Origin of the sequence: Mycobacterium alsense (assembly GCF_002086635.1) — a bacterium.
Classification (GTDB): domain Bacteria; phylum Actinomycetota; class Actinomycetes; order Mycobacteriales; family Mycobacteriaceae; genus Mycobacterium; species Mycobacterium alsense.
This window is the reverse complement of record NZ_MVHD01000007.1, coordinates 24707-48503: the sequence shown is the minus strand read 5'-3', so window position 1 is coordinate 48503 and position 23797 is coordinate 24707. Positions and strand designations below refer to the sequence as shown.

The following is a 23797-nucleotide window of genomic DNA, read 5'->3' as shown; positions in this document are numbered from 1 at the left end:
CCACCTTGGGCAAGCACCTCAACCGGGCGAAGGCGCACTTCGGCACCGACACCCGCGGCCTGCTCGAAGGCGGCCGCTATGCGCTATTGCATACGCGCAGCATGGAATTCGACGACCTGCGCCCGTATGTTCGCGGCGACGACGTCCGCGACATCGACTGGAAGGCCTCCGCGCGTTCGGGCGACGTGCTCATCAAGCGGTTCGTCTCCGAAAAGCACCACAAGATCCTGCTCGTCGCCGACGCCGGCCGCAACACGGCGGCGCTCGCCCCCAGCGGGGAGCACAAACGCGACGTCGCCGCGCACATCATGGGCGCGGTGGGGCTGATCGGCCTGCGGCGATCCGATCAGGTCGGCATGGTCTACGGCGACCGCCGCGGCTCGGTGAACATTCCCCAGCGGCGCGGCGAGTCGCACATCGAGGGGCTGCTGCACCGGTGGTACCAGCACAGCACCACCGAACGCGGCCGCAGCGACATCGCCGCCCAACTGGACTACGTCGCAACGCATTACCGGCACACGATGCTGATCATCGTGGTGTCCGACGAACCCGAGGTCGACGATCGGCTCAACGCGGTGCTCGCGCGGCTGAGCGGGCGCCACGACATCATGTGGGCGATGGTGTCCGACATGCCCGCGGTGGGTCCCGACAACACCGACGGGTACGACGTCGCCACCGGTCGCTTCGTCCTGAACGGAGCCGACCTCGGCCCGCGGGTCGTCGCCGCGTACCGTCGGGCCGAGCGGGTTCGGCGCGACCGCCTCGACGCTTTCCTGACCGGCCACGCCATTCCCTATGCGATGATCGGCGGCAGCAACGACATTCGGCGTGAACTCGTTCGCCTGGCCGAGGTGGCCGCCCGTGCCGGATGATCTGCTGCGCCATGTGTTCGGTCCGCAGCCGTACTCGTCGTGGTGGCTGTGGTGGACCGTGGTGCTGATCCTTGCCGTCGTCGGCTGGTATGCCGGCGTCGTCGTGTGGACGCTGCCGTCGCACCGGCTGCGGCGCATCCCCGTCGTGCGGCGCGTGCACGCCCGGCTGATCCGCAACCGGTTCGCCCGCCGCGTGGAGCGAATCGCCGACCGGCACGATGCCGGACGGGCGCCGGCTCCGGCGGCCTGCGCGGCGATCAGCCGGACGGTGCGCAGCTTTCTGCACCAGGCGACCGGCGCGCGGGCCCAGTACCTGCACGTGGGCGCCATGGCTGAGCGGAACCTGGCCGCGGCCGCGCCGCTGCTCACCCGGCTCGGTGACGCGCAGTTCAACCCCGAGTCGCGGGTCGACGTCGCCGCGGTGAGCGCCGAGGCGCAGGAGTTGATCCGCTCGTGGACCTGAGGTGGTGGCCGATAGCGGCGATCGGGTCGGCCGGCTTCGTCGCGGCGGTCGCGCTGGCGGCATTGCTACCCATGACCACCGCGCGCCGGCGGCTGCGCCCGTTGGCCAACGTCGCCCGGTTGACCCGGTTGCCCGAGTACGCCAAGGTGGCCCGGCTGCGTTCGCTGTCAACGGTTGTGACGCTGGTGGTGTTGACGGTCATGTTCGGCGCCGCCGCCTGGGCTGCGGCGCGCCCGAGCGTGGCCAGCACGGATTTCGAGGCCGCTCACCCCGAGGACGTCATGTTGTGTGTCGGGCAGCCGGCAACCGATGCGGCGACGGCTGAATTGCTCGACTACTTCGCGGGGCACGCCGCCACGTCTCCTCAGACACAGCGCATCGGCCTGACATCGGTGAACCGCCGCCTGGTGCCGCTCACGCGCGACCATCAGTACGCCGTGGCCCTCTTCGGCGAGTACACCCAGGCGCCGGCGGCGCGGTCGACGACGTTCGCCCCACCGGTGCCCTACACCGACTATGCGCCGAGCGTGAACGACCTTCTTGCGCTCTGCATCTCGGGATTCCCGCCCGACGAGAAGCGTGAGACGCACCGGCCTTCGGTGATCTACCTCGGCCCCTCAGACCTTCGCGCCCCCGGGGACCTGCGCGCCGCGCTGTTCACCGACGGCGGTGTGACGGACCTGGCCGAACGCGCTGGAGCCCAAGTCAATGTCGTCGACACGGCCCCCTCGGCCGCAAGCGCCTCGCTGGTCGCGTTGGCCGAACGGACCGGCGGCCACTACCTCGCGCCGGGACGCGGATCGGTAACCAAGGCGATCGACGGCATCCGCACGCACGCCCCGCCCGCGCGCCGGGTCGACGGCACCGTCGTCACCGCGGACGTCCGGGATGCGCCGGCGGTGCCGCTGGCGATCGCGCTGGTGTCCGCGGCCGTGCTCTCGGTGGCCCTATTGGTGTTGCGCCGATGACGTTCCAACCCGTGCTGCCCTGGCCGATCCTCGCCGTCGTCGCCGGTGCGCTCCTCCTTGCGCGCCTGGTGGCACTGCGCCAGGTGCTCCTCTCGGCGGGGCGCCGCCGGGGCCGTGCGGCGCTGCGGTGGACCGGGGTGACCCTCGCGGTGCTGCTGCTCATCACGGCGACCGCCCGGCCGGCGATTCTCCGCGACGAAAATCGCTGGGGAACAAACGCAGCCGGCGCCGATCTCAACGTGTTCCTTGTCGTCGATCGATCGGCCGACTCCGGTGTCGAGGACTACGGCACGCCGGGCAACGACCAGCCGCGGATCGCCGGCGTGCGTGCCGACATCGCTGCGGTGATCAAGCAGTACCCCGCGGCACGGTACGCGCTGGTCGGCTTTGACTCGCGGGCCTCGCTCGATTGGCCGCTGTCCGAGGACGTTTGGAGCCTGCACCCCACCGTCGCAGCGCTGGGAGCCCACAACGCGGGCCCCGACGTGAACGCGGGGGCCGCGGACAACCTGCTGCGATACCAGCTGGTCCAGGCGACCCAGCAGTATCCGGGTTCGCGGAACGCGGTGTTGTACTTCGGCTCCGGTGCGCGCGGTTCGCGCGCGCCGCAGGGCGACTTCAACGTCCTGCGGGGATCGGTGGCCGGCGGTGCGGTGCTCGGCTACGGCCGCAGCGAGGCGATCGACGACGCCCAATTGCGGCGCATCGCGGACCAACTCGGCGTGCACTACATCCACCGGGATCCCGGTCAGCCGCTTCGGCTAGACCTGCCAGAAGCGCCGCACGGCACGGGCGTCGATCGGAGCGAGCTGTACTGGCTGCCCGCGCTGCTCGCGGCGGGGCTGCTGCTCGCCGAGATCTACCTGTCGGTCCGCGAGTTCCGGCGCGGTCGCATCGCCCGACGGGACTCGGCATCGTGACGCGCCGACCGGCGCGATTGCGGCTGCGACGGCGGCTGCTGATCTGCTCGGCGCCGCTGAGCATCGTCGCGGTGCTGGTCGCTCTCAAACTGATTTCCGTTGTGTTGGCCGGCAATTCGGCCGTCTCCGCATTCGCGCGCGGTGACGCGGACACGGCGCGGGCCGATGCGACGATCCTCGGCGTGGCCAACGTGGTGGAACCGGCGAGGGCGCCGTTCGCCGCGGGCGCCGCCGCGGTGCTGGACGGCCGGCTCGAAGATGCCGACACCGACTTCTCCGCCGCGCTCGCGCGCACGGATGCCGCCCGCTCCTGCCCGGTGCGGGTCAATCTCGAACTTGTCCGCGAAACCCAGGGCGACCGGGGCGTGGCGACAGGAGACCGGGCACGCGCCGAGGAACGATATGCGAGTGCGCTGGCCGTCGTCGACGCCGCGCCGCGCGCCTGCTTCGTCGGCAACGACGACCCGGACCCGCAGCGGCGGTCCATCCGCCAGGACGCCGCGAACCGGTTGGCGGCCAAGAGGGCCGCCCTCAACGCGCCGCCAGCCGCGCCGCCGCCCGCCGCGGTCACACCCGACGGCCGGGAGATCCCGCCGCGCCGGCTTGACCCCGCCGGGGGCGATCCGCTCGAGAAGCTGCAGCAGATATTGCGGGATGCGGCCGCCGCCGCCCCGCCGGGCGGCTAGGGGCCTAACCTCCTAATTCGTCAAGCATTCTGGTGGGCACCAATGCCGGCCGGTGCTGTCTTCCCACCAGTACGGGGCGCCGTTGGGATCACTCTGGGTCGCCGGTTTCGGCACTCCCGGGCTGCACGGTGGTTCCGGCCACTGCCCGCAACCCTGCGGGAAGGGAACCGCTGCTGCGATCGGTGCCACCGCAATACCCGCCCCAAAAAGGAGTGGGGCCACAGCGCCGATGATTGCTGTCTTCCATCTCGGTTTCATTCGCATCTCCCTGGGCGCGCAGGCAGTCCGTGGCGCCCCGAGTGGGCCAATGGCCGCCGCCGGCGTTGCTTCTTTGTTGCGTTTTCGCGCCCGGCCGGCGCGGCCCCTAATGTCTGCCCGAGCCGCTTAGCCTAGCGCGGCTCGGCCCCCGCGTCCGCCGATTTATACAACCCCGCATCGATCAGAGGGCCGCGGCCCGTTCGCGGATCTCCACCGCCGTCTCGAGCATCTGTCGAGTGCTGACGAACCAGTCCTGCAGATTGAGGTCCACGATGAGCTCGTCCGCGCCGGCCTCCGCGGCCGTTCGGACATCGTCCATGACCTGGTCGAGGGTGCCTACGAACGCCGGCCGGTCGGATCCCGCCGGTCGGTCGGTGAAGGTCACGTTGCCCACCACGACCAGCCGCATCCGGCTCGCGTCCCGGCCGAACTGGAACGCAGCTTCCCGGATGCGGTCCCAGCTTGCGCGCAGGGCGGCGGCCCCGGCCGGCCCGGGAGTGGTCAGCAGCGGCAGCCAGCCATCCGCGCGTGTGGCAATGCGTTGCAGGGCACGGGAACTCGTGCCGCGGCCCAGGTTGCTGCCGCCGCCGCCGAGCAGCACGGGAATTTTTCCGACGGGCTTGGGCAGGACCGCTGCGTTGTCGATGACGACGCGCGGACCCCGGAAGGTCACCGGGTCGGGTCCCCACACGGCATCGAAGACGTCCAGCGTCTCGTCGAGGAAGCGGCCGCGATCCGCCCGGGTGGCCCCGGTGGCCTGAAGTTCGTCGGTGGACCAGCCGGTGCCCAGGCCCGCGACCATGCGGCCGCCGCTGATCTGATCGATGGTGGCCAGCGCCTTCGCCAGCTGGACGGGTGTATGCAACGCGGCGATCAGCACGGAGGTGCCCAGGCGCACCTTCTCGGTCGCCGCCGCCGCTGCCGCGAGGACCGCCAGGGGATCGGCGGCCTGCCGGGAGCTTTCCGGCCACGGCACGTTCGGCGGGGCATACGGTTCGGCGGGGGTCTGCGGGAACAGCAGCCGCTCGTAGGTCCACACACTCGCGTATCCGGCCGCTTCGGCCGTTCGGGCCGCTTCGACCACTTCGTGTTGTAGGTCGACTCCCAATCTCTGGGGCAGACGAAGCCCGAGTTGCATTCAGAACCCCTCAGGTAGTCGTGATGTTTGTAGCAGACAGCAACCACCCGGCGTCACGAATTTCGGTGGGGTAGAAGCTGTCCGCATCTGTGGGAAACATGGCACATCCCGACGGCAATCACGAGGCTGCGTCGCGGTTGCATTGGGCACGACGACCGTGATTTCCCCCGACGGCACCGTGATCGGCTACGAATCCGTCGGTGCGGGACCGCCCCTGCTGCTCGTCCATGGCAGCACCGGCACGCGTGCGCGCTGGCGCGCGGTGACGTCGGCGCTGGCGCAGCGCTATACCGTCCACGCGATGGACCGCCGCGGCCGGGGGCTCAGCACGGCCGAGGCCGGGCCCTACAGCCTGGGACGCGAAGCCGAGGATGTCGCGGCCGTCGCCGCGGCAGTCGGCGGCAACGTCTACGTCGTCGGGCATTCCTACGGGGCGCTCGCGGTCCTGGAAGCCGCCCTGATCACACCCGCTTTCCGCCGGATCGTGCTCTACGAGCCGCCCATCCCGTCGCCGGACCTCGACGTCAGCTCACCGGAGGGGGTGGCACGGATCACGACGATGTCCGACCCGCGCGAAATCCTCGAAGCGTTCTACCGCGAAACCCTGCACCTAGCCGAGTCGGCCATCAAAGACCTTGCCGACCGCGAATTTCCGTACGTCGCCGCATCGATCGGCCACACCGCCGCCCGTGAACTCGCGGAGGCCGGCGCCTACAGCCTCACCGAGCGGCAGGCCACGATCACCGTGCCGGTCCGCATGTTGCTCGGCACCGAAAGCCCCGCGTATTTTTGCGCGGCCGCCGCTGCCGTCGCCGCGAAAATCCCGGGCACCACGATCGCCGCGTTGCGCGGCCAGGGCCACCAGGGGATCGACTACGACCCACGATGCTTCGCCCGCGCGGTGCTGGAATTCGACCGGGACGCCCCCGCCAAGCGGATCACCACCACGCGTGTCGGAATCTGTGGGAAAAGGGGCCGCATCCCGTCGCTACACCGGCGCCGCAGCGGCGGAAACTGAGCTGATCCGACGGAGGAGACGGGGATCGTGGCCAATCGATCGATGGAAACCATCGCCGGCGTCGTCGTACCCGACACCGCGCTCGTCCGAGAGGCGACCGCGTTCGTGCGTGGCGCCGAGGACGATGTGCTCTTTCACCATTCCCGCCGTGTGTTCCTCTTCGGCGCGCTGCACGGACGCCGGCTGGGCCTGCGGCCGGACCCGGAGCTCCTCTACGTAGGGGCGATGTTCCACGACCTCGGCCTCACCGCCCGCTACGGCACCTCGATGCAACGCTTCGAAATCGACGGCGCCGACGCGGCGCGCGACTTCCTGCTGCAACACGGCGTCGGGCAACCCGAGGCCGACAAGGTGTGGCTCGGCATCGCGCTGCACACGACGCCCGAAGTTCCCGCGCGCCTCGACCCCGAAACCGCCTTGCTCGCAGCGGGTGTCAAGACCGACGTGGTCGGCGTCGGCCGCGAGGACCTCAGCACCGAAGCGATCGACGCGGTGGTCGCCGCCCATCCGCGCCCCGACTTCAAGAACCGGATCCTGGTGGCCTTCAACGACGGCATGAAGCACCGCCCACACAGCACGTTCGGGACGATGAACGCCGATGTGCTGGCGCACTTCGACCCGTCGTTCCAGCGCGGCAACATGGTCGACCACGTACTCAACAGCAGTTGGCCCGAATAGCGGAAAGGAGCCGGAAAATGGACATCTACGAGGCGCTCTACACCACCAGGATGATGCGTCGGCTGCGGCCGGATCCCATCCCGCTGGACACCCAGGCCCGCATCCTCGACGCGGCCGTGCGCGCCCCCAACGGGGGCAACACCCAGCGCTGGCACTTCGTCGCCGTCGACGATCGCGAACTCATCCGCGCATTCGCCCAACTGTTCCGGCAGGCCCGCGCCATCGAGTACGAAAAGTTCAGCGCCGGGGCCGGACCGATGGTGGCGACGGCCCCCGGTGCGGACGCGGGCGCGCATGCCGAGACGATGCGCCGGATGCAAGGCTCCGGAAACTACCTCGCGGACCATTTCGAGGAAATCCCCTTGTTGCTCTTCGTCTTTGCCATCGACGACCTCGGCGGCGCCAACATCTACCCGGCGATCTGGAGCGCGCTCCTCGCCGCGCGCGCCGAGGGCGTCGGCGGCGTCATGACGATGGTGCTCCGCAATTTCGCGGATCGGGTGAACGAGATGCTGGGCGTGCCGGTCGACGAAGGCTGGAAGATGTCTGCCATGCTGGCCCTCGGCTACCCGCGGGGCAAGTGGGGCGTGGCGGCCAACCGGCGTCCGGTGCATGAGGTTTCATCCCGCAATCGCTGGGACGGTCCGTTCGGTGTCGAGGTGCCCCAGCCGCTGTGGCCGCCCCGGGACGCAGCGGCGACCGTCCTGCCCGCCGCCGGATGACCAGCGACGGCGGCTGAAACCGAGCCCTCGTCGCGCCAGAAGGCGGCTAGATTACCTGTATGCGCGTTGTCCGGCTGCTCGGAGTCGCCCTGACGATCCTGATTACAGGCCTCACGACGGGCGTGCTGTTGGCAAGCCCCACCGGCGCGCAACCACCCGCTAAGCTCACGGACCACATCACCGACAGCTCCGGGGTGCTGGCGGACTACAAGCGGGCCGCCGTCAGCTCCGCAATCGAACGGCTCCATCGCGATCGCCACATTCAACTGTGGGTGGTCTACGTCGACAACTTCTCCAACTTCAAACCCGACAACTGGGCCAACCAGACCCGCGACGCCACCGGGATGGGTGACCACGACGCGCTTCTGGCGGTGGCCACCAAGACCAAGCGGTACTCGTTCATCGCGCCACCAAATCTGCTCAGCGCCGACGGGTCAAACACGTTGCGCAGCAATCGAATCGAACCGGCGGTGGCCGCCAGGGACTGGAGCGGTGCCGCGGTCGCCGCGGCGGACGGGTTGGACACGCCGGTGGCCCCGGCAAAGCAGAGCTGGCTGCCGTTCGCGATCGGCGTCGTCATCGCCGCGCTGGTCCTCGTCGTGCTGATACTCCTGCTCTATCGCGCGCGTCGCCGCCGGCGCGCCGCGCGGCGGATCGACCCCGGCGACGGGCACGACCCGTCGTTGGGCCAGGCGGTGGCCACCGCCGAGGCCAGACTGCGCCAGATTTCCGACTACGTCGCCAGGCACGGCGACAGCGTCGGCGGCCAGGCCAGGGCCCGCCTCGACGAGGCCAGACGGCAGCTGGCAGCGGCGCACGGCAAACAAGCCAGCAACGAGCAAGAGGCGATCGCCCACGCCCACGGGGCATCGACACTGGCCGCTCAGGCGCAAACGCTGGCAAACGACGACGTGCTGGCCGCCCACCGCACGCCACGACGCCGCGGCACCGCATCGAAACGATGATCCCGGCACTCACCGCCACCGGCCAGGAACAATGGCGATGCGCCGCCGCGCCCGCCCTGTCGACCGATAGGTTGGTAGCTATGGAACGCGACGGCGGGGGATCCGCGTTCACCGGGCAGGGCCGGGTGAACCGGTGAGCCCGGGAAATGAGCAGCACGACGAGCTGGTGGCGTCTCGCGACCAGATGGAACGACTGGTGCGGGTCATCGTCGAGATCGGCTCGGATCTCAACCTGGATGTGACCCTGAAGCGCGTCGTCAAGGTGGCGATGGAGCTGACCGGCGCCCCCTACGGGGCTTTGGGCATACGCGCGGCCGACGGCGCCCTGGCCTCCTTCATCCGCGCGGGAATCGACGACGAGACGGCGCAGCGGCTCGGCGAGCTGCCGGTGGGTGAGGGGCTTCGCATCGACGACCTCAGTGCTTACCCGCAGGCCAGCGGCCTGGCCGCGCACGAACCGCCGATGCGGGCGCTCCTGGGGATCCCCATCACGGTGCGCGGGGCCGAGTTCGGGAGCCTGTACCTGGTTGAAGACCGGCCCGGTCGGGCGTTCTCCGACACCCGGGAGGCGGCCGTGCGGGCGATGGCCACCGCGGCGGCGGCCGCCATCGACAACGCGCGGCTCTTCGAGCGGGAACGCGAATCGGCGAAATGGACAAAGGCCAGCCGCGAGATCACGACCGCACTGCTGTCCGGCGACCCCCAGACGGGACCGCTGCAGCTCATCGTGAACCGGGCGCTGGAGTTGGCGGATGCCGAGCAGGCAATCCTGCTGGTTCCGGGGGAGCCCACTTCGCCGGCCCACGAAGCCGACAGCCTCGTCGTCGCCGTCACCGCGGGCCGGTACTCGCAGGAGGTGATCGGTCAGCAGGTCCCGATAGAAGGCTCGACCACGGGCGGCGTGGCCCGTCGTGGCCTGCCGTTGATCACCGACTCCTTCCAATACCCGATCGAGGGATTCACCGATGTCGGCGAGCGTTCGGCAGTCGTCATGCCGCTGATCGCCGACGACGCGGTGCTCGGGGTGATCGCGGTGGCCCGCGACCCGCAGCGGGCTCCCTTCGGTCACGATTATCTCGACCTCGTCAGCGACTTCGCGCGCCACGCGGCCATCGCGTTGGCGCTGGCTGCCGGCCGCGAACACGCGCTCAACCAGGAACTGACCCAGGCGGACACCGTCGATGAAGCGGTGAGGGTCGCCGCCGAGGAACTGTACCGACTGTGGCGGGCGCGCCGCGTCTTGGCGGTCACCTTCCCGGCCGACACCGGCTCTGGCGACACGGCCTTCGGCTCACCGCTCGTGGTATCGGTGCGCGAGCCCGTGCAGTGGGCCGACCTGCCCACCGAGACACAACAGGCCCTCAGCTCGTTGCGCGACGGCGACCTGCTCACCCCCTTCGCGACACAGCCCGGGAGCGCGGGCATCGGGCTGCGGCATCCCGACGGCGTACTCGTCGTATGGATCGAGCTGGCCGAGCAAAGGGCGTTCACGCTCGAGGACCAGACCCTGCTCACCGTGCTGGCGGGACGGCTCGGCCAGGGTCTGCAGCGGGTACACCAGGTCGACCAGCAACGCGAAACCGCACTCGCGCTGCAAAACGCAATCCTCGGTCCCGACGACCTGCCTACGGGGTTCGCGGTGCGCTACCAGGCTGCCACCCGGCCCCTGCAGGTGGGCGGTGACTGGTACGACATCGTCGATCTGGAGGACGGGCGCATCGCCCTGATCGTCGGCGACTGCGTCGGCCATGGCCTGGCCGCGGCCACCGTCATGGGACAGGTGCGCAGCGCCTGGCGCGCGTTGCTGTTCGACTACCCCAACCCCGCCGCTGTTCTCGAGCGACTGGACCGCTTCGCCTCGCGGCTGCCCGGCGCGCAATGCACCACCGCCGTCTGCGCGGTGCTCAACCCCGATACCGGCGAATTGGTGTACTCCAGCGCGGGGCACCCGCCGCCCCTCCTGGTCCACCCGGACGGCACCACCGAGATGCTCGACGGTGGCCACACCATCGCGCTGGGGGTGCGGCCCGACTGGTCACGGCCCGAAGCCCAGGTGACCATCCCCGCGCGCGCGACCCTGCTGCTCTACACCGACGGTTTGGTCGAACGCCGACGGATTGAGCTGAGCCACGGCATTTCTCGCGTCGCCTCCGTCGCTCAGGACGGCCGCGCCGCCGCCCTGGATGATCTGGCGAACGAGATCATGTCCCGCCTCGTGCCAGACGGCGGCTATCAGGACGACGTCGTTCTTCTGCTCTACCGCCATCCCGCCCCGCTCGAGCTGACGTTTCCCGCGCATGTCAACCACCTGGCCCCGACCCGGAGCGCGTTGCGGAGCTGGTTGACCCGGGCCCGGCTGGACCCCGACCAGACCCTCAACGTGCTCATCGCCGCCGGCGAGGCCGTCGCCAACGCCATCGAACACGGGCATCGCCACAGCCCGGGGGGCACGGTCACCCTGGGCGCGACCGTACTGGTCGACCGGGTGCAGTTGACCATCACCGACACCGGCTCGTGGAAGCCCCCGCAACCGCCCACCTACCCCGGTCGCGGCCGGGGCATCACGCTGATGCGAGAGCTTATGCAGGACGTCAACATTCAGCCCGACCGCACCGGGACTACCGTTCACCTATCCGCGAGGATCAGCTGATGTCCACGTCGCTCAGCCTCGACACCGCCCGCGACGTTGACGGGAGACTGAGGCTGATCGCCGCGGGGGAAATCGATCTCAGCAACATCGACAAGTTCAACCAGGCCCTGACCGCTGCCAAATCGAAGCGTGGTGACAGCGACGAAAAGGTCAAGGTCGACCTCAGCGCCGTCGAGTACATGGACAGCGCCGCCATCAACACCTTGTTCACCCACGCCGACCACATCCATGTGATCGTCCACCCGCTCCTGATGCCCGTCCTCAGGATCAGCGGCCTCACCGAATTGGCCACCACCGAAGCCGCCGCCGAGAGCTGACCGCGCGGCGGCCCTGAACGCTAGGCCGTTGCCCGCGGATTCGGCTTGGTCGGCCGCTCTTGCGAATCATTTGCATAACCGAATGGTGACGGCTACTCTGCCCGTAGGGACGTCGACGTTCATCGCCAGGGGTGAAAGTGATGGCATTGCAGGTGATTTCGGAGGTTTGGGCCCGGGCCAATGCGGCGGTAACGATTGACGACGGCGGTGGTCGCGGCGCCACCGGCCGCCCAGCGCAACGCTTGTTCGGCGCCGTTTGACGATGACCGCTCCCGTCTGGATGGCCACGCCACCAGAGGTGCATTCGGCACTGCTGTCCAGCGGTCCGGGCCCCGGTCCGCTGCTGGCGTCGGCCGGTGCCTGGCACTCGCTGAGCGCCGAATACGCCTCGGCGGCCGACGAACTCAGCGGTTTGCTGGGTGGGGTGCAGGCCGGGTCATGGGAGGGTTCGAGCGCGGAATCCTATGTAGCGGCCCATGTTCCATATGTGGCGTGGCTGTTGCAGGCCAGTGCGGACAGCGCGGGAATCGCCGCCCAGCAGGAAAGCGCGGCCGCCGCATACACCGCGGCGTTGGCGACGATGCCGACGTTGCCCGAACTGGCCGCCAACCATGCGATGCACGCTGTTTTGGTGGCCACGAACTTTTTCGGGATCAACACCATCCCGATTGCGCTCAACGAAGCCGACTACCTGCGGATGTGGATCCAAGCCGGAACCAGTATGGGCACCTACCACGCGGCCGCGACCGCGGCGGTGACGGCGGCCCCGCGCACCTCCCCGGCGCCCCCGATCACGAAAGCCGGCGCGGCATCCGATCCGCCTTCAAGCCCCGGCGATCCGTTCGGGCTGCAAGGCCTCCTCAACGACCTGTTCAATTTCGAGGGTGGGCACAGCCTGTTCGAGCTCATCTGGCCGGGCAACCCCTTCACGTCGTACTCCCCGGGGACGAGTTTTTCTCAGGCACTCGGGGACATCTGGACAAGCTTTTACGAGGGATTGTTCGTCTATGACCCGCAGACCCTGGCGTTCGCGCACAATCCCGCCCAGCTGATGGCGGTCCTGCTCATCGCCGCTACCCAGCTCATCACGCACCGAATCTTCGACGTCGTCCAGCTCGTGTACAACTTTCCGCAATTGCTGACTGTCGCGCTGCCGCTGGCGGCCGCCCCGCTCGGAGCGCTCGGCACCTTCGCCGGATTCGCCGGGTTGGCACCCGCCGTGCCACCCGCCGTCCTTCCCGCGCCGATCCCGACTGCGGCCGAGCTCCAGCCGCCGCCGGCCGCCGCGATCGGCTCGGTTGCGTTGAGCCCCACTCCGACGCCGGCCACGGCGCCGGTCCCGCATTCGGCGCCCGCCGGACCGCCCGCAACTCCTTCACCACCACCGGCCGCGACGGCGGGGACGGCGGCTATCGGCTACCCCTACCTGGTGGCACCTCCGAGCGTCGGGTTCGGATCGGGCATGAGGACCGGGGCCCAAGCCTCAGCCCCCGACACGGCAGCGGTACCGACGGCCACGGCGGCCGGCGCGGCGGCGGGCGCGCGAAACCGCGAGCGCCGGCGCCAACGCGCGATGGCGAAGCAACTGGGCCGCGGCTACGAATACATGGACCTCGAGGACGACACGGGCCCTGACGGGAGCACGGTGGCCGGGGAACATGGGGCCGGATCGACCACCGCCTCCGGTCAGGGCGGGGGAGTGCTGGGTCTTTCCGGGGCCGGGCGCACGCGTGGCGTCACCGAGGCGGCGGGCTTGACGACGATGGCCGGTGACGAGTTCGGCGGCGGTCCCAGGAGCCCGATGATGCCAAGCACTTGGGAGGCCGGCGGTGCGGGGGAGCAGCGAGGCGACGGCTGAGAATCACTTCACCTCAACGCAACTGGTTGTCCGGTTACAAAAACGGCGCAATGGGGTTCGCCCGGGCCGGCCAGAGCAGCACCGGGTCCGTCCAGGCCGGCCAGAGCAGGGCAGGGTTTGCCCCCGGCGGTGGCCAGTTGTTGTCGTTGGCGTAAGCCCATACCTCCCAAGGGTTGTCGTAGTAGGCCGCCGTCTCCACCAGACTGAACCAGTCCTGGTTCGGGTGCAGCAACCAGTAGCCCGTGCCCACGAAGAATCCGCCGGCCATCCAGCCGGCATAGCTGGTCGTGAACAGCGGGCCGAAGAGCCTGTTCTGCCAGACGTGCACCGACTCGTGGTTCAGCATGATGTCCTCGGCGCCCGGGCGGGTCCCCAGGTGGGTGGTGACATTGCCCAACGTGGTGGTAAAGCCGGGTAGCCCGATGCCGCCGCGGTAGACGTGGGATCCCGCGAGCGCGCTGAGGGCGGGATCGTAACCCGCGTCCGGATAGAACGAATTTATCAGTCGCACACCGTAACCCAGTGCCGTTCCCGGGAACCCCCAGGTGTAGTCCAACGCAAGCGCGGCCCAGCCGCGCCAATCGCCGAAGTTGTAGATGCCCAGCTCGCGCTGGACGAGCAGGTTCATGTCGTTGATCGCCGCGTCCAACAGCAGAGCGCTCGCCTCCTCTGCGGCCACATATGCGCCGGCCGCCGAGTCGAGCGCCTGCAGAAACCCTTGGTGAAACGCGCCGGCGCGGACGATGAGCGCCTGAAACTCCTGACCGTAACCGGCGAACAGCGCCGCCATGGCCTCCGACACCTCGTCGGCGGCGGCGGCGGCAAGTCCGGTGGTCGGAACGGCGGCGGCGAGATGCGCCGCGGTCACCGACGAACCGATGTCCTCCAAATCCATTGCAGCCGAAGTCAACCCGTCGGGCACTACCACCAGAAGCGACACGCTGTTCTCCACGTCAATCAGTCACTCGAGCTCGTCGAACCTCGCGAGTGCGGCGTCGAGGTCTGAGTCGTCGAATATTTCGCAACGGCTGATCAGATCGCCGTCGACGGTTTGGACTTCGACTCCTCGCCACTCGGCGTGGAAGCCGTTCTGCGAAACACCTTGGGCCACATGGGTGGTGACAGCTCCAAGGTCGGTCAACCGATGCACGGCCTCGATGCGGAACTTGATGTCCGGTACGAGCTCCCACAGCGACCGCAGGGATGCGTTCAGGCCACCCTCCTCGAGAATTGCGTGTCGCCGACGATCGACGTTTACCCAATCCGGTGTCGTCGGGAAAAGTTCGCGCCGGTTCATCGCGGCATAAGAGCCTGAGACGACCGACCAGGTCTGCGCGTGGGTGGCCGCTTCACCGGCGAGGTACCTGGCGTCGAGCTCTTCGAATGCGGCGTCGATGTCGTCGAGATCGAACGCGACCTGCGCCGCGATACGTTCGTCGGTGTCGATTTCGGCGAGGATAAGCATGTCGCTGCTGAACTCCCCTTGCCCCAGGTCGCGGTTGGGGGAACAGATGCGAGTGAGGGCGAGGCGCTCACCACGGGTCGCGATGAGGGCCCACGACAGCGGCGCAGCGTCGGCCAGGGCCTGCAGGTTTGCGATCACGACATCGTGACCCTCCCAGAACCCGGAGCTCGTCAGGCGACGACGGTCGTCGACGAACGTGTCGTCGGTCAGGATCTCGGCTATCGCCGCCCAGTCGCGGGCCCGGAAGTACGCATAGTGCCTGTCAAGTACCCGGCTTGCCGCGTTTTCCAGCCGGGGCCGCGGGCGCAGTTCCTCAAAGCGGGTAAGGGCGTTGTCGAGATCTGCTTCATCGAAGAATTCGCGGCGGCTGATCCGGTGGCCTTCGACAGTCTCGAGGTCGATCACTCGCCACTCGGCGTTGAAGCCTTCGGGCGACGTCCCATGCGCCACGTAGGTGACAACGGCGCCGAAACTGTTGAGCCGATGCACCCCCTCGATGTGGGCACTGAGGTCTGGCGTGAGGTCCCAAATGGCGCGCATGGCTGCTTGCAGCTCAGTCCCGTCGATTGGAGCGAGTCGCCGGTGGTCGATGGTGATCCAGTCCGCGGCGGGGAGTTCGTGCCGGTTGAAACCGGCGCATTCTCGTGCGATGACCGACCAGGTGTGCGCGTGGGCGGCCGCCTCACCGGAGAGGTATCTGGCGTCGAGCTCCTCGAAGGCGGCGTCGAGGTCTTCGGCATCGAACGCCACGCGCGCCACGATCCGCTCGTCAGCGTCGATCTCGAGGACGCTGACAAATTCCATGCGGAACGCCTCGGGGTGATCTTGGCCCCGGATACACGTCCGGCTGAGCTCCAGACGATCGCCGCGGGTCGCTATGACGGCCAACGAAATATCCGTGAGTCCCAAGTCAGAGGCGCCCCGCATGTCTGCGACGGCGGCGTCTCGACCGTGTTGAATTCCGGAGTTCACGGTCCGTCGGCGATCGTCGATCGCAATGTTGTCGGCCAGGATCTCGGTCAGCGCATCCCAGTCGCGGGCCGCGACACAGGCCCGGACGCGTGAGTGTGCCCGGGTCGCGGCGTTTTCCAGCCCCCGCGGCGGCGGCTGCAGTTCCTCAAATCGGGCGAGCGCGGCGTCGAGGTCCGCCTCGTCGAACATTTCGAACCGGGAGACCAGATTGCCTTCGAACGCGAAAAGGCCGATTTCGCGCAACTCGAAATCGAAGCCGTCCCGGGAGGTTCCAGTCACTACCTCGGTGATCACGGCTCCAACGCTGTTCAACCGGTGAACTTCCTCGAGGTGACCTTTGACGTCCGCGGCGACGTTCCAGGTGGCGTGGAGGAAGGGGATCAAGTCGCCGGGCATGAACGCTCGACCTCGCCGATGATCGATGTTCACCCAGTCGTCGGTTGTCGTCGGGGAGACTTCGTGCCGGTTGTACGCGGTTTGGACCCGCATGAGGACCGACCACGCGTCTGCGTGGGCGGCCGCTTCACCGGCGAGGTAGCGGCCGTCGAGCTCCGCGAATGCGGCTTCGACGTCATCAATATCGAAGATGGCGCCGGCGACGAGCCGGTTGCCGACGTCGATCTCACAGACGCCCAGCATGTCGTCGATGATCTCGCCGGGTTCAAAGCCAGAGGCCGAGGACTGAATACGAGCCAAGGCCAGGCGCTGCCCGCGGATCGCGATGACGTTCGACGTGAGGCCCTCGAACCCGGCCTCGGCGACTGCTCGCACGCTTGCGATATTGGCGTCACGACCACGCAGCACGCTGGCGTTGACAACCCGGCGGTGATCGTGCGAGCAAAAAGCGTCCGCCATTGTCGCCGCCATCGCGGTCCAGTCCTGGGTCGTGAAGCAGGTGATAAAGCGTCTAAACGCTTGGGTCGCGGCGTTTTCCAGCCGGCGCGGCGCCGATTGCAGCTCATCAAAGCGGGCGAGTGCGGCCTCGAGGTCTTCCTCGTCGAACAGCTCGCAGCGATTGATGCGGTCGCCTTCGGACAGGCCGAGGATGACTTCTCGCCACTCGGCGTCGAATCCCTCTTTCGAGGTTCCGCTCACCACATGGGTGACGACCGCACCGACGCGGCTCAGCCGGTGCACGGCCTCAACGTAACCCCAGACGTTCGGCGCGAGATCCCACGTGGCGCGCATGTATTCGGCGAATTCACCGGGCACGAAGGCCCTCGCTTGCCGGTGATCGATGGTGACGCAGTCCGGTGACAACAGGAGCTCGTGCCGGTTCGCGGCAGCGTATGTCTGTGCTACGACCGACCACGTGCGTGAATAGGCGACCGCCTCGCCGGCCAGATACCGAGCGTCGAGTTCGGCGAGGGCGGCGTCGAAGTCCTCGGGGTCGAATACGACGCGGGCGACGACTCGACCTTCGGGGTCAACCTCCACCACGTCGAGAAAGTCGGTTTGGAATGCCTCGTAAGTCTCCGTCCGAGCGCGATTTAGCAGCAGCCGCTCGCCACGGGTTGCGATGGGCTCTGACGTGATGGCCTTGACGACGTCGACGAGTCCTGACAGTTCGGTGATCACGGCATCGTGACCCTGTCGGAGGCCGGAATTGACTACCCGGCGACGGTCCTCAGTCGAAACGTTGTCGGCCAGCATCTCGGCTATGGCGGCCCACTCGTGGGCGGCAAAATACACCTTGAATCGCTCATATTGTTGGCTGGCCGCGTTTTCCAGCGGTGGTGCCGGCCGGCTGAGTTGTCTGAATCTCTCTATCGCGGCGTCGATCTTCGTTTCGTCGAATACCTCGGTGCGGTTGATCATCTCGCCTTCGATTGTGAAGACGGCGACCCCGCACCACTCCGCGTCAAAGCCGCTTTGTGAGGTTTCATGGGCCGCGTAGGTGATGACTGCGCCGCGGCTGGTCAGCCGATGCACTTCCCTGACATAGACCTTGACGTTCGGGTCTAGTTCCAACCCGGCACGCATATACGCGGTCAGGTCGCCTGGCCCGAACGCTGCCTCCCGCCGGCGGTCGATGTTGACGCAATCCGGCGTCGTGAGCGGCGGCTCACTGCGGTTGAGCGCCGCATAACTACTCGCTATGACTGACCAGGTCCGCGCGTGGGCCGCTGCTTCGCCGGCAAGGTAGCGGGAGTCGAGCTCGGCGATGGCGGAGTCAAGGTCCTCGAGGTCGAACACGACGCGGGCCACAACCCGCTCTTCCGCGTCGATCTCGAGGACATCGAGACCGGCCGAGTGGAACACCTCAGGTTCCTGGTCGTGTCCCGAGATACGGACACGACTGAGGACCAGGCGCTCGCCACGGGTTGCAACGACGTCCGACATCGGGTCCATGCCCACCTCGGCCAGCGCCGAGATCTCGTCGATCACAGCATCTTTGCCCTGCCGGAGCCCGGTATTGACTACGCGGCGACGATCGTCGGTTGACACTGCGTCGGCCAGCTTATCGGCTATGCCATCCCAGTCGCGGGCCGCAAAGCAGGCCTTGACCCGCTCGTACACCCGGCTTGCCGTGTTTTCGAGCCGCGGCCGGGTGAGCCGGTCGAAACTGGCGATTGCCATCTCCAGGTCGTCATCGTGGAACAACTCGCAGCGGTTGACCATGGTCCCGTCGACCGTCACCAAAGCGACCTCATGCCACTCACCGTCGAATCGGTCGTGCGCAATTGCGTACGCCACGTAGGAGACGACCGCGCCTTGCTCATTCAACCGATGTACGCCATGGACGAATGTGGTGATGTTCTGCCCGGCGTCCCAGGCCGCACGAATGTAGGCCGGCAGCTCGCCGGGCGCGAACGCCGCCGCCCGGCGGTGGTCGATCGTCACGCAATCGGCGCTCATCGCCGGGAACTCGCTCTTGCTGATGGATGCGAAGGTTCCCGTGATCACCGACCAGGTGGACGCGTAGGGCTTGCCCTCGCCGGCAAGGTAGCGCGATTCGAGCTCGGCGAGGGCGGCGTCTAAGTCATCGAGGTCGAACGCGACATACGTCGTGATTCGCTCGTCGGCGTCGAGTTCTGCGATGCGGATTAGCTCGGTATGGAAGGCCTCCGGCCGCTGTTCTCGGCCCGAGTAGACGGTACGAACGAGGGCGAGGCACTTGCCGCGAATCGCGACGATGTGTGACGTCATGTTCTGAACGCCGACATCGGCGATCGCCCGTAGTTCCGCTAGTTCGGTGTTGCGATCTTCACCCTCTCGACGGAGACCTCGACGCCGGTCTTCGACCCGGATGTCATCGGCGAGCAGCGCACCGTAATCGTCCCAGTGTCGCTTCGCAAAGAGCTCGTTGAACCGTTGATCTGCTCGACTTGCGGCGTTCTCGAGCGGTGATCGCGGGTGCTCCGCCTCAAATCGGGCGTCGAGCTCGGCGAGTGCGGCGTCCATGTCCTCGACGTCGAAAGACACTTGGAGCGCGATTCGACCCTCCTCGTCAAGGCCCACTAGGTGAAGCAGCTCGTCCTCCGGCGCCCCAGGGCTCTGGTCTGCTGTGCCTAGCACCGTGCGGACGAGCGCCAGGCGTTCGCCTCGCACAGCGATAGGCACACGACGACACCGCATTACGCCCACCTCGGAAAAACGCCTCGCCTCGCTTAGCCATTCGCTCGGCGAGAAGTCGACGCGGGACAACCCGACTATCTTCCGGCGGCTTTCGACGGAGACGCTGGGCGCGAGCACCCGCTCCAGCTCGTCGCGCGCATTGCGGGCGGCGGCCTCATCGAGCCGGCTGACCGCACTGACGCAAGCGTTGGCCAGCTCGACGCTGGACATTTCGGACGAAGCTGGTGATGCGGCGCGCTCACCCAGGATGCTGCGCGCCATTTCGGCAAGTGCGACAGCGCCTTTCCGCTCGTACAAATCCGCCGCACGTTCGGCCGAGGTGCGCGCGCCGGCGCGGTCACCGGCGGCCCGCAACACGATTGCCAGCGTCAGGCAGGCGTCGCCGTGATCGACCAATGCGTCAGTGCGCTCGGCTAAAGCGACCGCAGCCTCGGCCAAATGCCGTGCCTGCTCATGCTCACCGCGGCGCGAGAGCAGCAGCGCCCGCAGGGTGCGCCACGCGATCGCTGGCTTCAATGCGTGCCCGGCGAGACGCTCGCTCTCGCTGCACAATTCAGCTGTCTCGGCGTCGCGGTCGAGCGCGAGGCAGGTTCGGCCCAGCAGCGCGGCGGTTTCGGCGGTATCGGCGTCCAGGCCCATACGTCGAAAGCCGTTGTAGGCCTTGCGCAGGTGGATCTCGGCCGCGGCGGGTTCGTTGGCGATCAGCTCGACGATGCCGGCAAACTGCTCGACCTCGGCAAGAGCATGGCGCAAGCCGAGTTCGGTGACCGTCCGGCGGGCGGAGTCGATCATCCGTCGCGCCGCCGCGGTACGGCCGCGGAACGCCTCCAGCACGGCCTGACACCGCGTCGACGTCGCCTCGACCGCAGGCGAGTCAGTCGTGATCCGCAGCAACCGCACCACGTCCAGGCACCGCCCGCCCGCACGCGCGACCGGGTTGGGGCCCCACAGCGCGGCGAGCGGCGCATTGGCCAGCACATTGTTCACCCGGCGGTGCTCGCCCGCGCGCCGCGCCGCCGTCAGGGCGTCGTCCAGGGCCATTTCGCAGTCGCCGATTCTCCCCAGCCGGGCCAGGCACCCGGCACGCACGGTGTGCGCCTTGGCCTCCCCTGCGGCGTCCGCGATCTGGGCGAGTTTGGCGGCGGCAGCCCCCACCGCGGTCTCGACCTCGTCCAGCCGCTCGGGATGAATCAGCATCGACAGCTCGCCGTCGAAGCACGCCGCCCAGGCAGCAAGGTTGGGCGAATCAGCAGTGGCCCTTTGCAATTGGGGGACCGCGTCCGCCGCCGACGCCACGTCGCCCGCGGCCAGCAGGGCCTCGCAGCGCGCGATCAGCAGCGCGGCGACCTGGTCGCCCCGGTCGGGCAGCTCGTCGTCGATCTCCTCCAGCGCGTGCAGGGCACGGTCGTAGAGCTCGGCGGCGCCCTCGTAGGCCAGCCGGGCCATCGCCTGGTCGGCCGCGCGCCGGCAGTATTCGACGGCCTTGGCGGCGTTTCCCGCCCAAGCGCATTCGAAGTAGTGATAAGCCAGCTCGGCGAGCAGCTCGTCCTCGGCGCCGGGCTGATCCTCCAGCGTCGCGGCGATGCGCTGGTGCAGGCGCATGCGCCGCACCGACGGCAGTTCGGCGAGCAGCGACTGCCGGACCAGGGCGTGGTTGAAGCGGTAACGGCCGCCGGGCTCCTCGATCACGATGCCGGCCTTGCCCGCCTCGTCGAACGCGTCGACGAGATCGTCGTCGACCACGCGCTCCACCAGTTCCAAGGCGAACCGGCTGCCGACCACCGCGGCTGCGGCGAGGGCCTTGTTCGTCTCCGCCCCGAGCCGAGACAACCTGCGGCTCACGGCTTCCCGGACGCCCTGCGGCAGGGTGCTCGGATCCCACCGCCCGCCGCTTTCGTCGACGTGACGCAAGGCCTCGATCAAGAAGAACGGGTTGCCGCCCGTCACCGACGCCAGCGCCCGTGCCAGTTCTTCGTCGTCGTAGCCGGCCTCGGCGACGTACGCGGTGACGTCGTGCTCGTCAAGCCCGCTGAGCTGCACGCGACTTGCGGTGCCGTCGCGGTGCAGGTCGGCGAGCATCGCCGCTAGCGGGTGGGAGCGGTCGAGGTCGGTGCTGCGGTAGGTGCCGATGATCTGCACGCGGGCGTGCTCCCCGAAGCGCAGCAGGTGCCGCAACAGGAGAAGCGTGGGTTTGGCGGCCCAGTGCAGGTCGTCCAGTATCAGGACGACCGGGGCGGCGTCGGATGCGATCCCCAACAGGGCGACGACGGCGTCGAACAGCGCGTAGCGCTCGGTGTCGGGATCCGCGCGGGTCGGCGCGGCCACGTCGGGCAGCACTTCGGTCAGCCCGGGGACAAGCGGGAGCAGCGCTTCGACACCGCGCAGCCCGCGCAGCCGGTCCGGGCCGACGCACGGCACCAGCGCGCGCAGCGCCTCGGCGAACGGTTGGTACGGCGCACCCAGATCCTCGTCGCAACGGCCGTACAGCACGATCGCGCCCTGCTCAAAGGCCCGCCGGGACCACTCGCCGGCCAGCCGCGTCTTGCCCACCCCGGGCTCCCCGGCGATCAGCACCGCCAGCAGGCCACCGGACAGGGCGGTCTGCCACGCCGACAGCAGCCCTTCGAGTTCCCGGCCACGACCGACGAACGGTCCGGGGCCGACCAGCACCGCGGGCAGGGCGGGACGCTCCATCGGCGCGTCGGTTGGTTGCGGTTCGGGACGATCAAAGTCACCGGGTTGCAAGCGGAGCTCGAAAACGTGCTCGGGCCGGGGGAGGTTGCGCAGCTGTCGCATCCCCAGGTCGGTCAGCGCCACGTCGTCGGGCAGGGTGTCGATGACGAGCTCGGCGGTCGCTCCCGAGCACAGGATTTGGCCGCCCTCGGCCAGCGAGCGCAGGCGCGCGGCACGGTTGACCGCCCGACCGAAGTAGTCGCCGTCGCGCAGCTCGACCTCGCCGGTGTGCAGCGCCACGCGAATTCGCATGGGCTCGGCCAACACCCACGGCTCGTGACCGATCGCGTCTTGCAACTCGATGGCGGCCGCGGCGGCCGCGGACGGCCGCTCGAACACCGAAAACGTCGCATCGCCTTCGCCGCGCGTCTTGACCACCCGCCCGCCGCGCGACCCGACGACCTGCTCGACCAGCTCGTCGTGGCGCGCGAGCGCCACCGCCATGGCGCCGGCGTCCGCCTCCCAGGCGGCCGTCGACCCCTCGATGTCGGTGAGCAGAAACGTCACGGCGCGGGTCACCGACGGAAGTCGCTGCGTCACAAGAACATCCAACGAAGAATCCTGCGCGACTATCGCGGCCTCGAGCCGGCGAAGCTCGGGGCCGGGGTCGACGCCCAACTCGCCGGCCAGTTGCCCCCGCGCCCGCTGATAGGCGGCAAGCGCCTCGCCCTGCCTGCCGGCCCGGTACAGCGCGAGCATGAGCTGGCCCCACCGACGTTCGCGCAGCGGCGCCTCGGCCACCGCGGCCTCGAGCTCCCCGACGATCTCCGCCGCGCGGCCCGTCGCGAGCAGCGCGTCGGCGCGATCCTCCACCAGCGCGGCGTGACCTTCGATCCACCGCGTCTTCTCCGACGTTCCCCGCCGGCCGTCGGGCAGCTCGGGGGTGCCGCGCCACAGCGCAAGCGCCTCCTCGAAGCGGGCCACCGCCTGGGTGGTGTCGCCCGCGGCCGCGGCGTCCCGTGCCAGCCGGGCGGCCAACGTGTAACGCGACGCGTCGACGTCGGTCTCGGCCAGGGCCCAGCCCACGCCCTGCGTCAGGACGAAGCCGTCGCCCAGGGTGCGGCGCAGCGCGGAGATGTGGGTCTGCAGGGCCTTGGCTGCGGTGCGCGGCGGATCGTCGCCCCAGAGCAGCTCGACGAGCGCCTCGGCCGGCACGAGGGAGCCGCCGTGCAACCCGAGCATCATGAGGATCGCGCGGGGTTTGGCGCCCGGAATCGCGACCGGCACGCCATGCTGCCGGACCTGGAGAGGTCCCAAAACCCCCAGCTCCACCCGATGAAGCGTAGTCATGTCGGCAATCGTCGGTGAGCGAATTCAACGAGCGGTCAAGATCGGGTAAAGGCGCCCCTGTTTGTCGTCCGGACCTGGGCCGCGAGCGTAACCTGGCTGCGATTTTCGTCGCGACTTTCGCGGCGGCGTTACGCTCGCCGGCCGCCGGGGTTTAAGTAGTCGACTACGGTAGCGTGCCGCACCGATGCGGGCGAGGCTCAAGTTGCCGGCGATTGACCCGGCGAGGTTGAGGTATCGAGGTGGGT

Annotated in this window: 15 protein-coding genes; 12 read left to right on the top strand and 3 right to left on the bottom strand. The window is 68.7% G+C overall.

What is annotated here, in order from left to right; genetic code table 11:
* Positions 1-5 precede the first annotated feature (5 nt).
* Genes BST11_RS06745 through BST11_RS06725 form a run of 5 tightly spaced genes read left to right on the top strand, consistent with a single transcriptional unit; the run spans position 6 to position 3909 of the window.
* On the top strand, positions 6-872 hold the full coding sequence (locus BST11_RS06745) for a DUF58 domain-containing protein (RefSeq protein WP_083137202.1): 867 nt from the start codon (positions 6-8) through the stop codon (positions 870-872).
* Complete coding sequence (locus tag BST11_RS06740; protein ID WP_068206874.1) at positions 862-1335, top strand: hypothetical protein; 474 nt, start codon at positions 862-864, stop codon at positions 1333-1335. Before BST11_RS06745 ends, BST11_RS06740 begins: the two co-directional genes overlap by 11 nt.
* Positions 1326-2303, top strand: a complete 978-nt coding sequence (locus BST11_RS06735; protein ID WP_083137201.1) for a hypothetical protein — start codon at positions 1326-1328, stop codon at positions 2301-2303. Before BST11_RS06740 ends, BST11_RS06735 begins: the two co-directional genes overlap by 10 nt.
* Positions 2300-3223: a vWA domain-containing protein gene (locus BST11_RS06730; RefSeq protein ID WP_083137200.1), complete on the top strand. Its 924-nt coding sequence runs from the start codon at positions 2300-2302 to the stop codon at positions 3221-3223. Before BST11_RS06735 ends, BST11_RS06730 begins: the two co-directional genes overlap by 4 nt.
* Entirely contained in the window at positions 3220-3909 is a 690-nt protein-coding gene (locus tag BST11_RS06725) for a hypothetical protein (protein WP_083137199.1), read from the top strand. The genes BST11_RS06730 and BST11_RS06725 overlap by 4 nt, the downstream gene beginning before the upstream one ends.
* A gap of 439 nt (positions 3910-4348) precedes the next feature.
* Here BST11_RS06725 and BST11_RS06720 read toward each other — a convergent pair whose 3' ends face one another.
* A complete protein-coding gene (locus BST11_RS06720; protein ID WP_083137198.1) occupies positions 4349-5305 on the bottom strand; it encodes a TIGR03619 family F420-dependent LLM class oxidoreductase in 957 nt (318 codons plus the stop codon).
* A 142-nt stretch (positions 5306-5447) separates the two neighbouring features.
* On the opposite strand from BST11_RS06720, the gene BST11_RS06715 reads away from it, so the two are divergent.
* From BST11_RS06715 to BST11_RS06685, 7 genes are all read left to right on the top strand, one after another.
* On the top strand, positions 5448-6323 hold the full coding sequence (locus tag BST11_RS06715) for an alpha/beta fold hydrolase (protein WP_083137197.1): 876 nt from the start codon (positions 5448-5450) through the stop codon (positions 6321-6323).
* Between the two features lie 42 nt (positions 6324-6365).
* Positions 6366-7001 (top strand): HD domain-containing protein, encoded by a 636-nt coding sequence (locus BST11_RS06710; RefSeq protein WP_083137196.1) that lies wholly within the window; start codon positions 6366-6368, stop codon positions 6999-7001.
* Between the two features lie 17 nt (positions 7002-7018).
* Positions 7019-7723, top strand: a complete 705-nt coding sequence (locus tag BST11_RS06705; RefSeq protein WP_083137195.1) for a nitroreductase family protein — start codon at positions 7019-7021, stop codon at positions 7721-7723.
* A gap of 59 nt (positions 7724-7782) precedes the next feature.
* Complete coding sequence (locus BST11_RS06700; RefSeq protein ID WP_083137194.1) at positions 7783-8688, top strand: TPM domain-containing protein; 906 nt, start codon at positions 7783-7785, stop codon at positions 8686-8688.
* Between the two features lie 184 nt (positions 8689-8872).
* Entirely contained in the window at positions 8873-11338 is a 2466-nt protein-coding gene (locus tag BST11_RS06695; protein ID WP_083137257.1) for a SpoIIE family protein phosphatase, read from the top strand.
* On the top strand, positions 11338-11655 hold the full coding sequence (locus BST11_RS06690; RefSeq protein ID WP_083137193.1) for an STAS domain-containing protein: 318 nt from the start codon (positions 11338-11340) through the stop codon (positions 11653-11655). Before BST11_RS06695 ends, BST11_RS06690 begins: the two co-directional genes overlap by 1 nt.
* 262 nt (positions 11656-11917) lie before the next feature.
* On the top strand, positions 11918-13513 hold the full coding sequence (locus BST11_RS06685) for a PPE family protein (protein WP_083137192.1): 1596 nt from the start codon (positions 11918-11920) through the stop codon (positions 13511-13513).
* 34 nt (positions 13514-13547) lie between these two features.
* Here BST11_RS06685 and BST11_RS29225 read toward each other — a convergent pair whose 3' ends face one another.
* Positions 13548-14453, bottom strand: coding sequence for a PE family protein (locus BST11_RS29225; protein ID WP_083137256.1), 906 nt, complete (start codon positions 14451-14453; stop codon positions 13548-13550).
* Between the two features lie 21 nt (positions 14454-14474).
* On the bottom strand, positions 14475-23534 hold the full coding sequence (locus BST11_RS06675; protein WP_264010407.1) for a BTAD domain-containing putative transcriptional regulator: 9060 nt from the start codon (positions 23532-23534) through the stop codon (positions 14475-14477).
* Between the last annotated feature and the right edge of the window lie 263 nt (positions 23535-23797).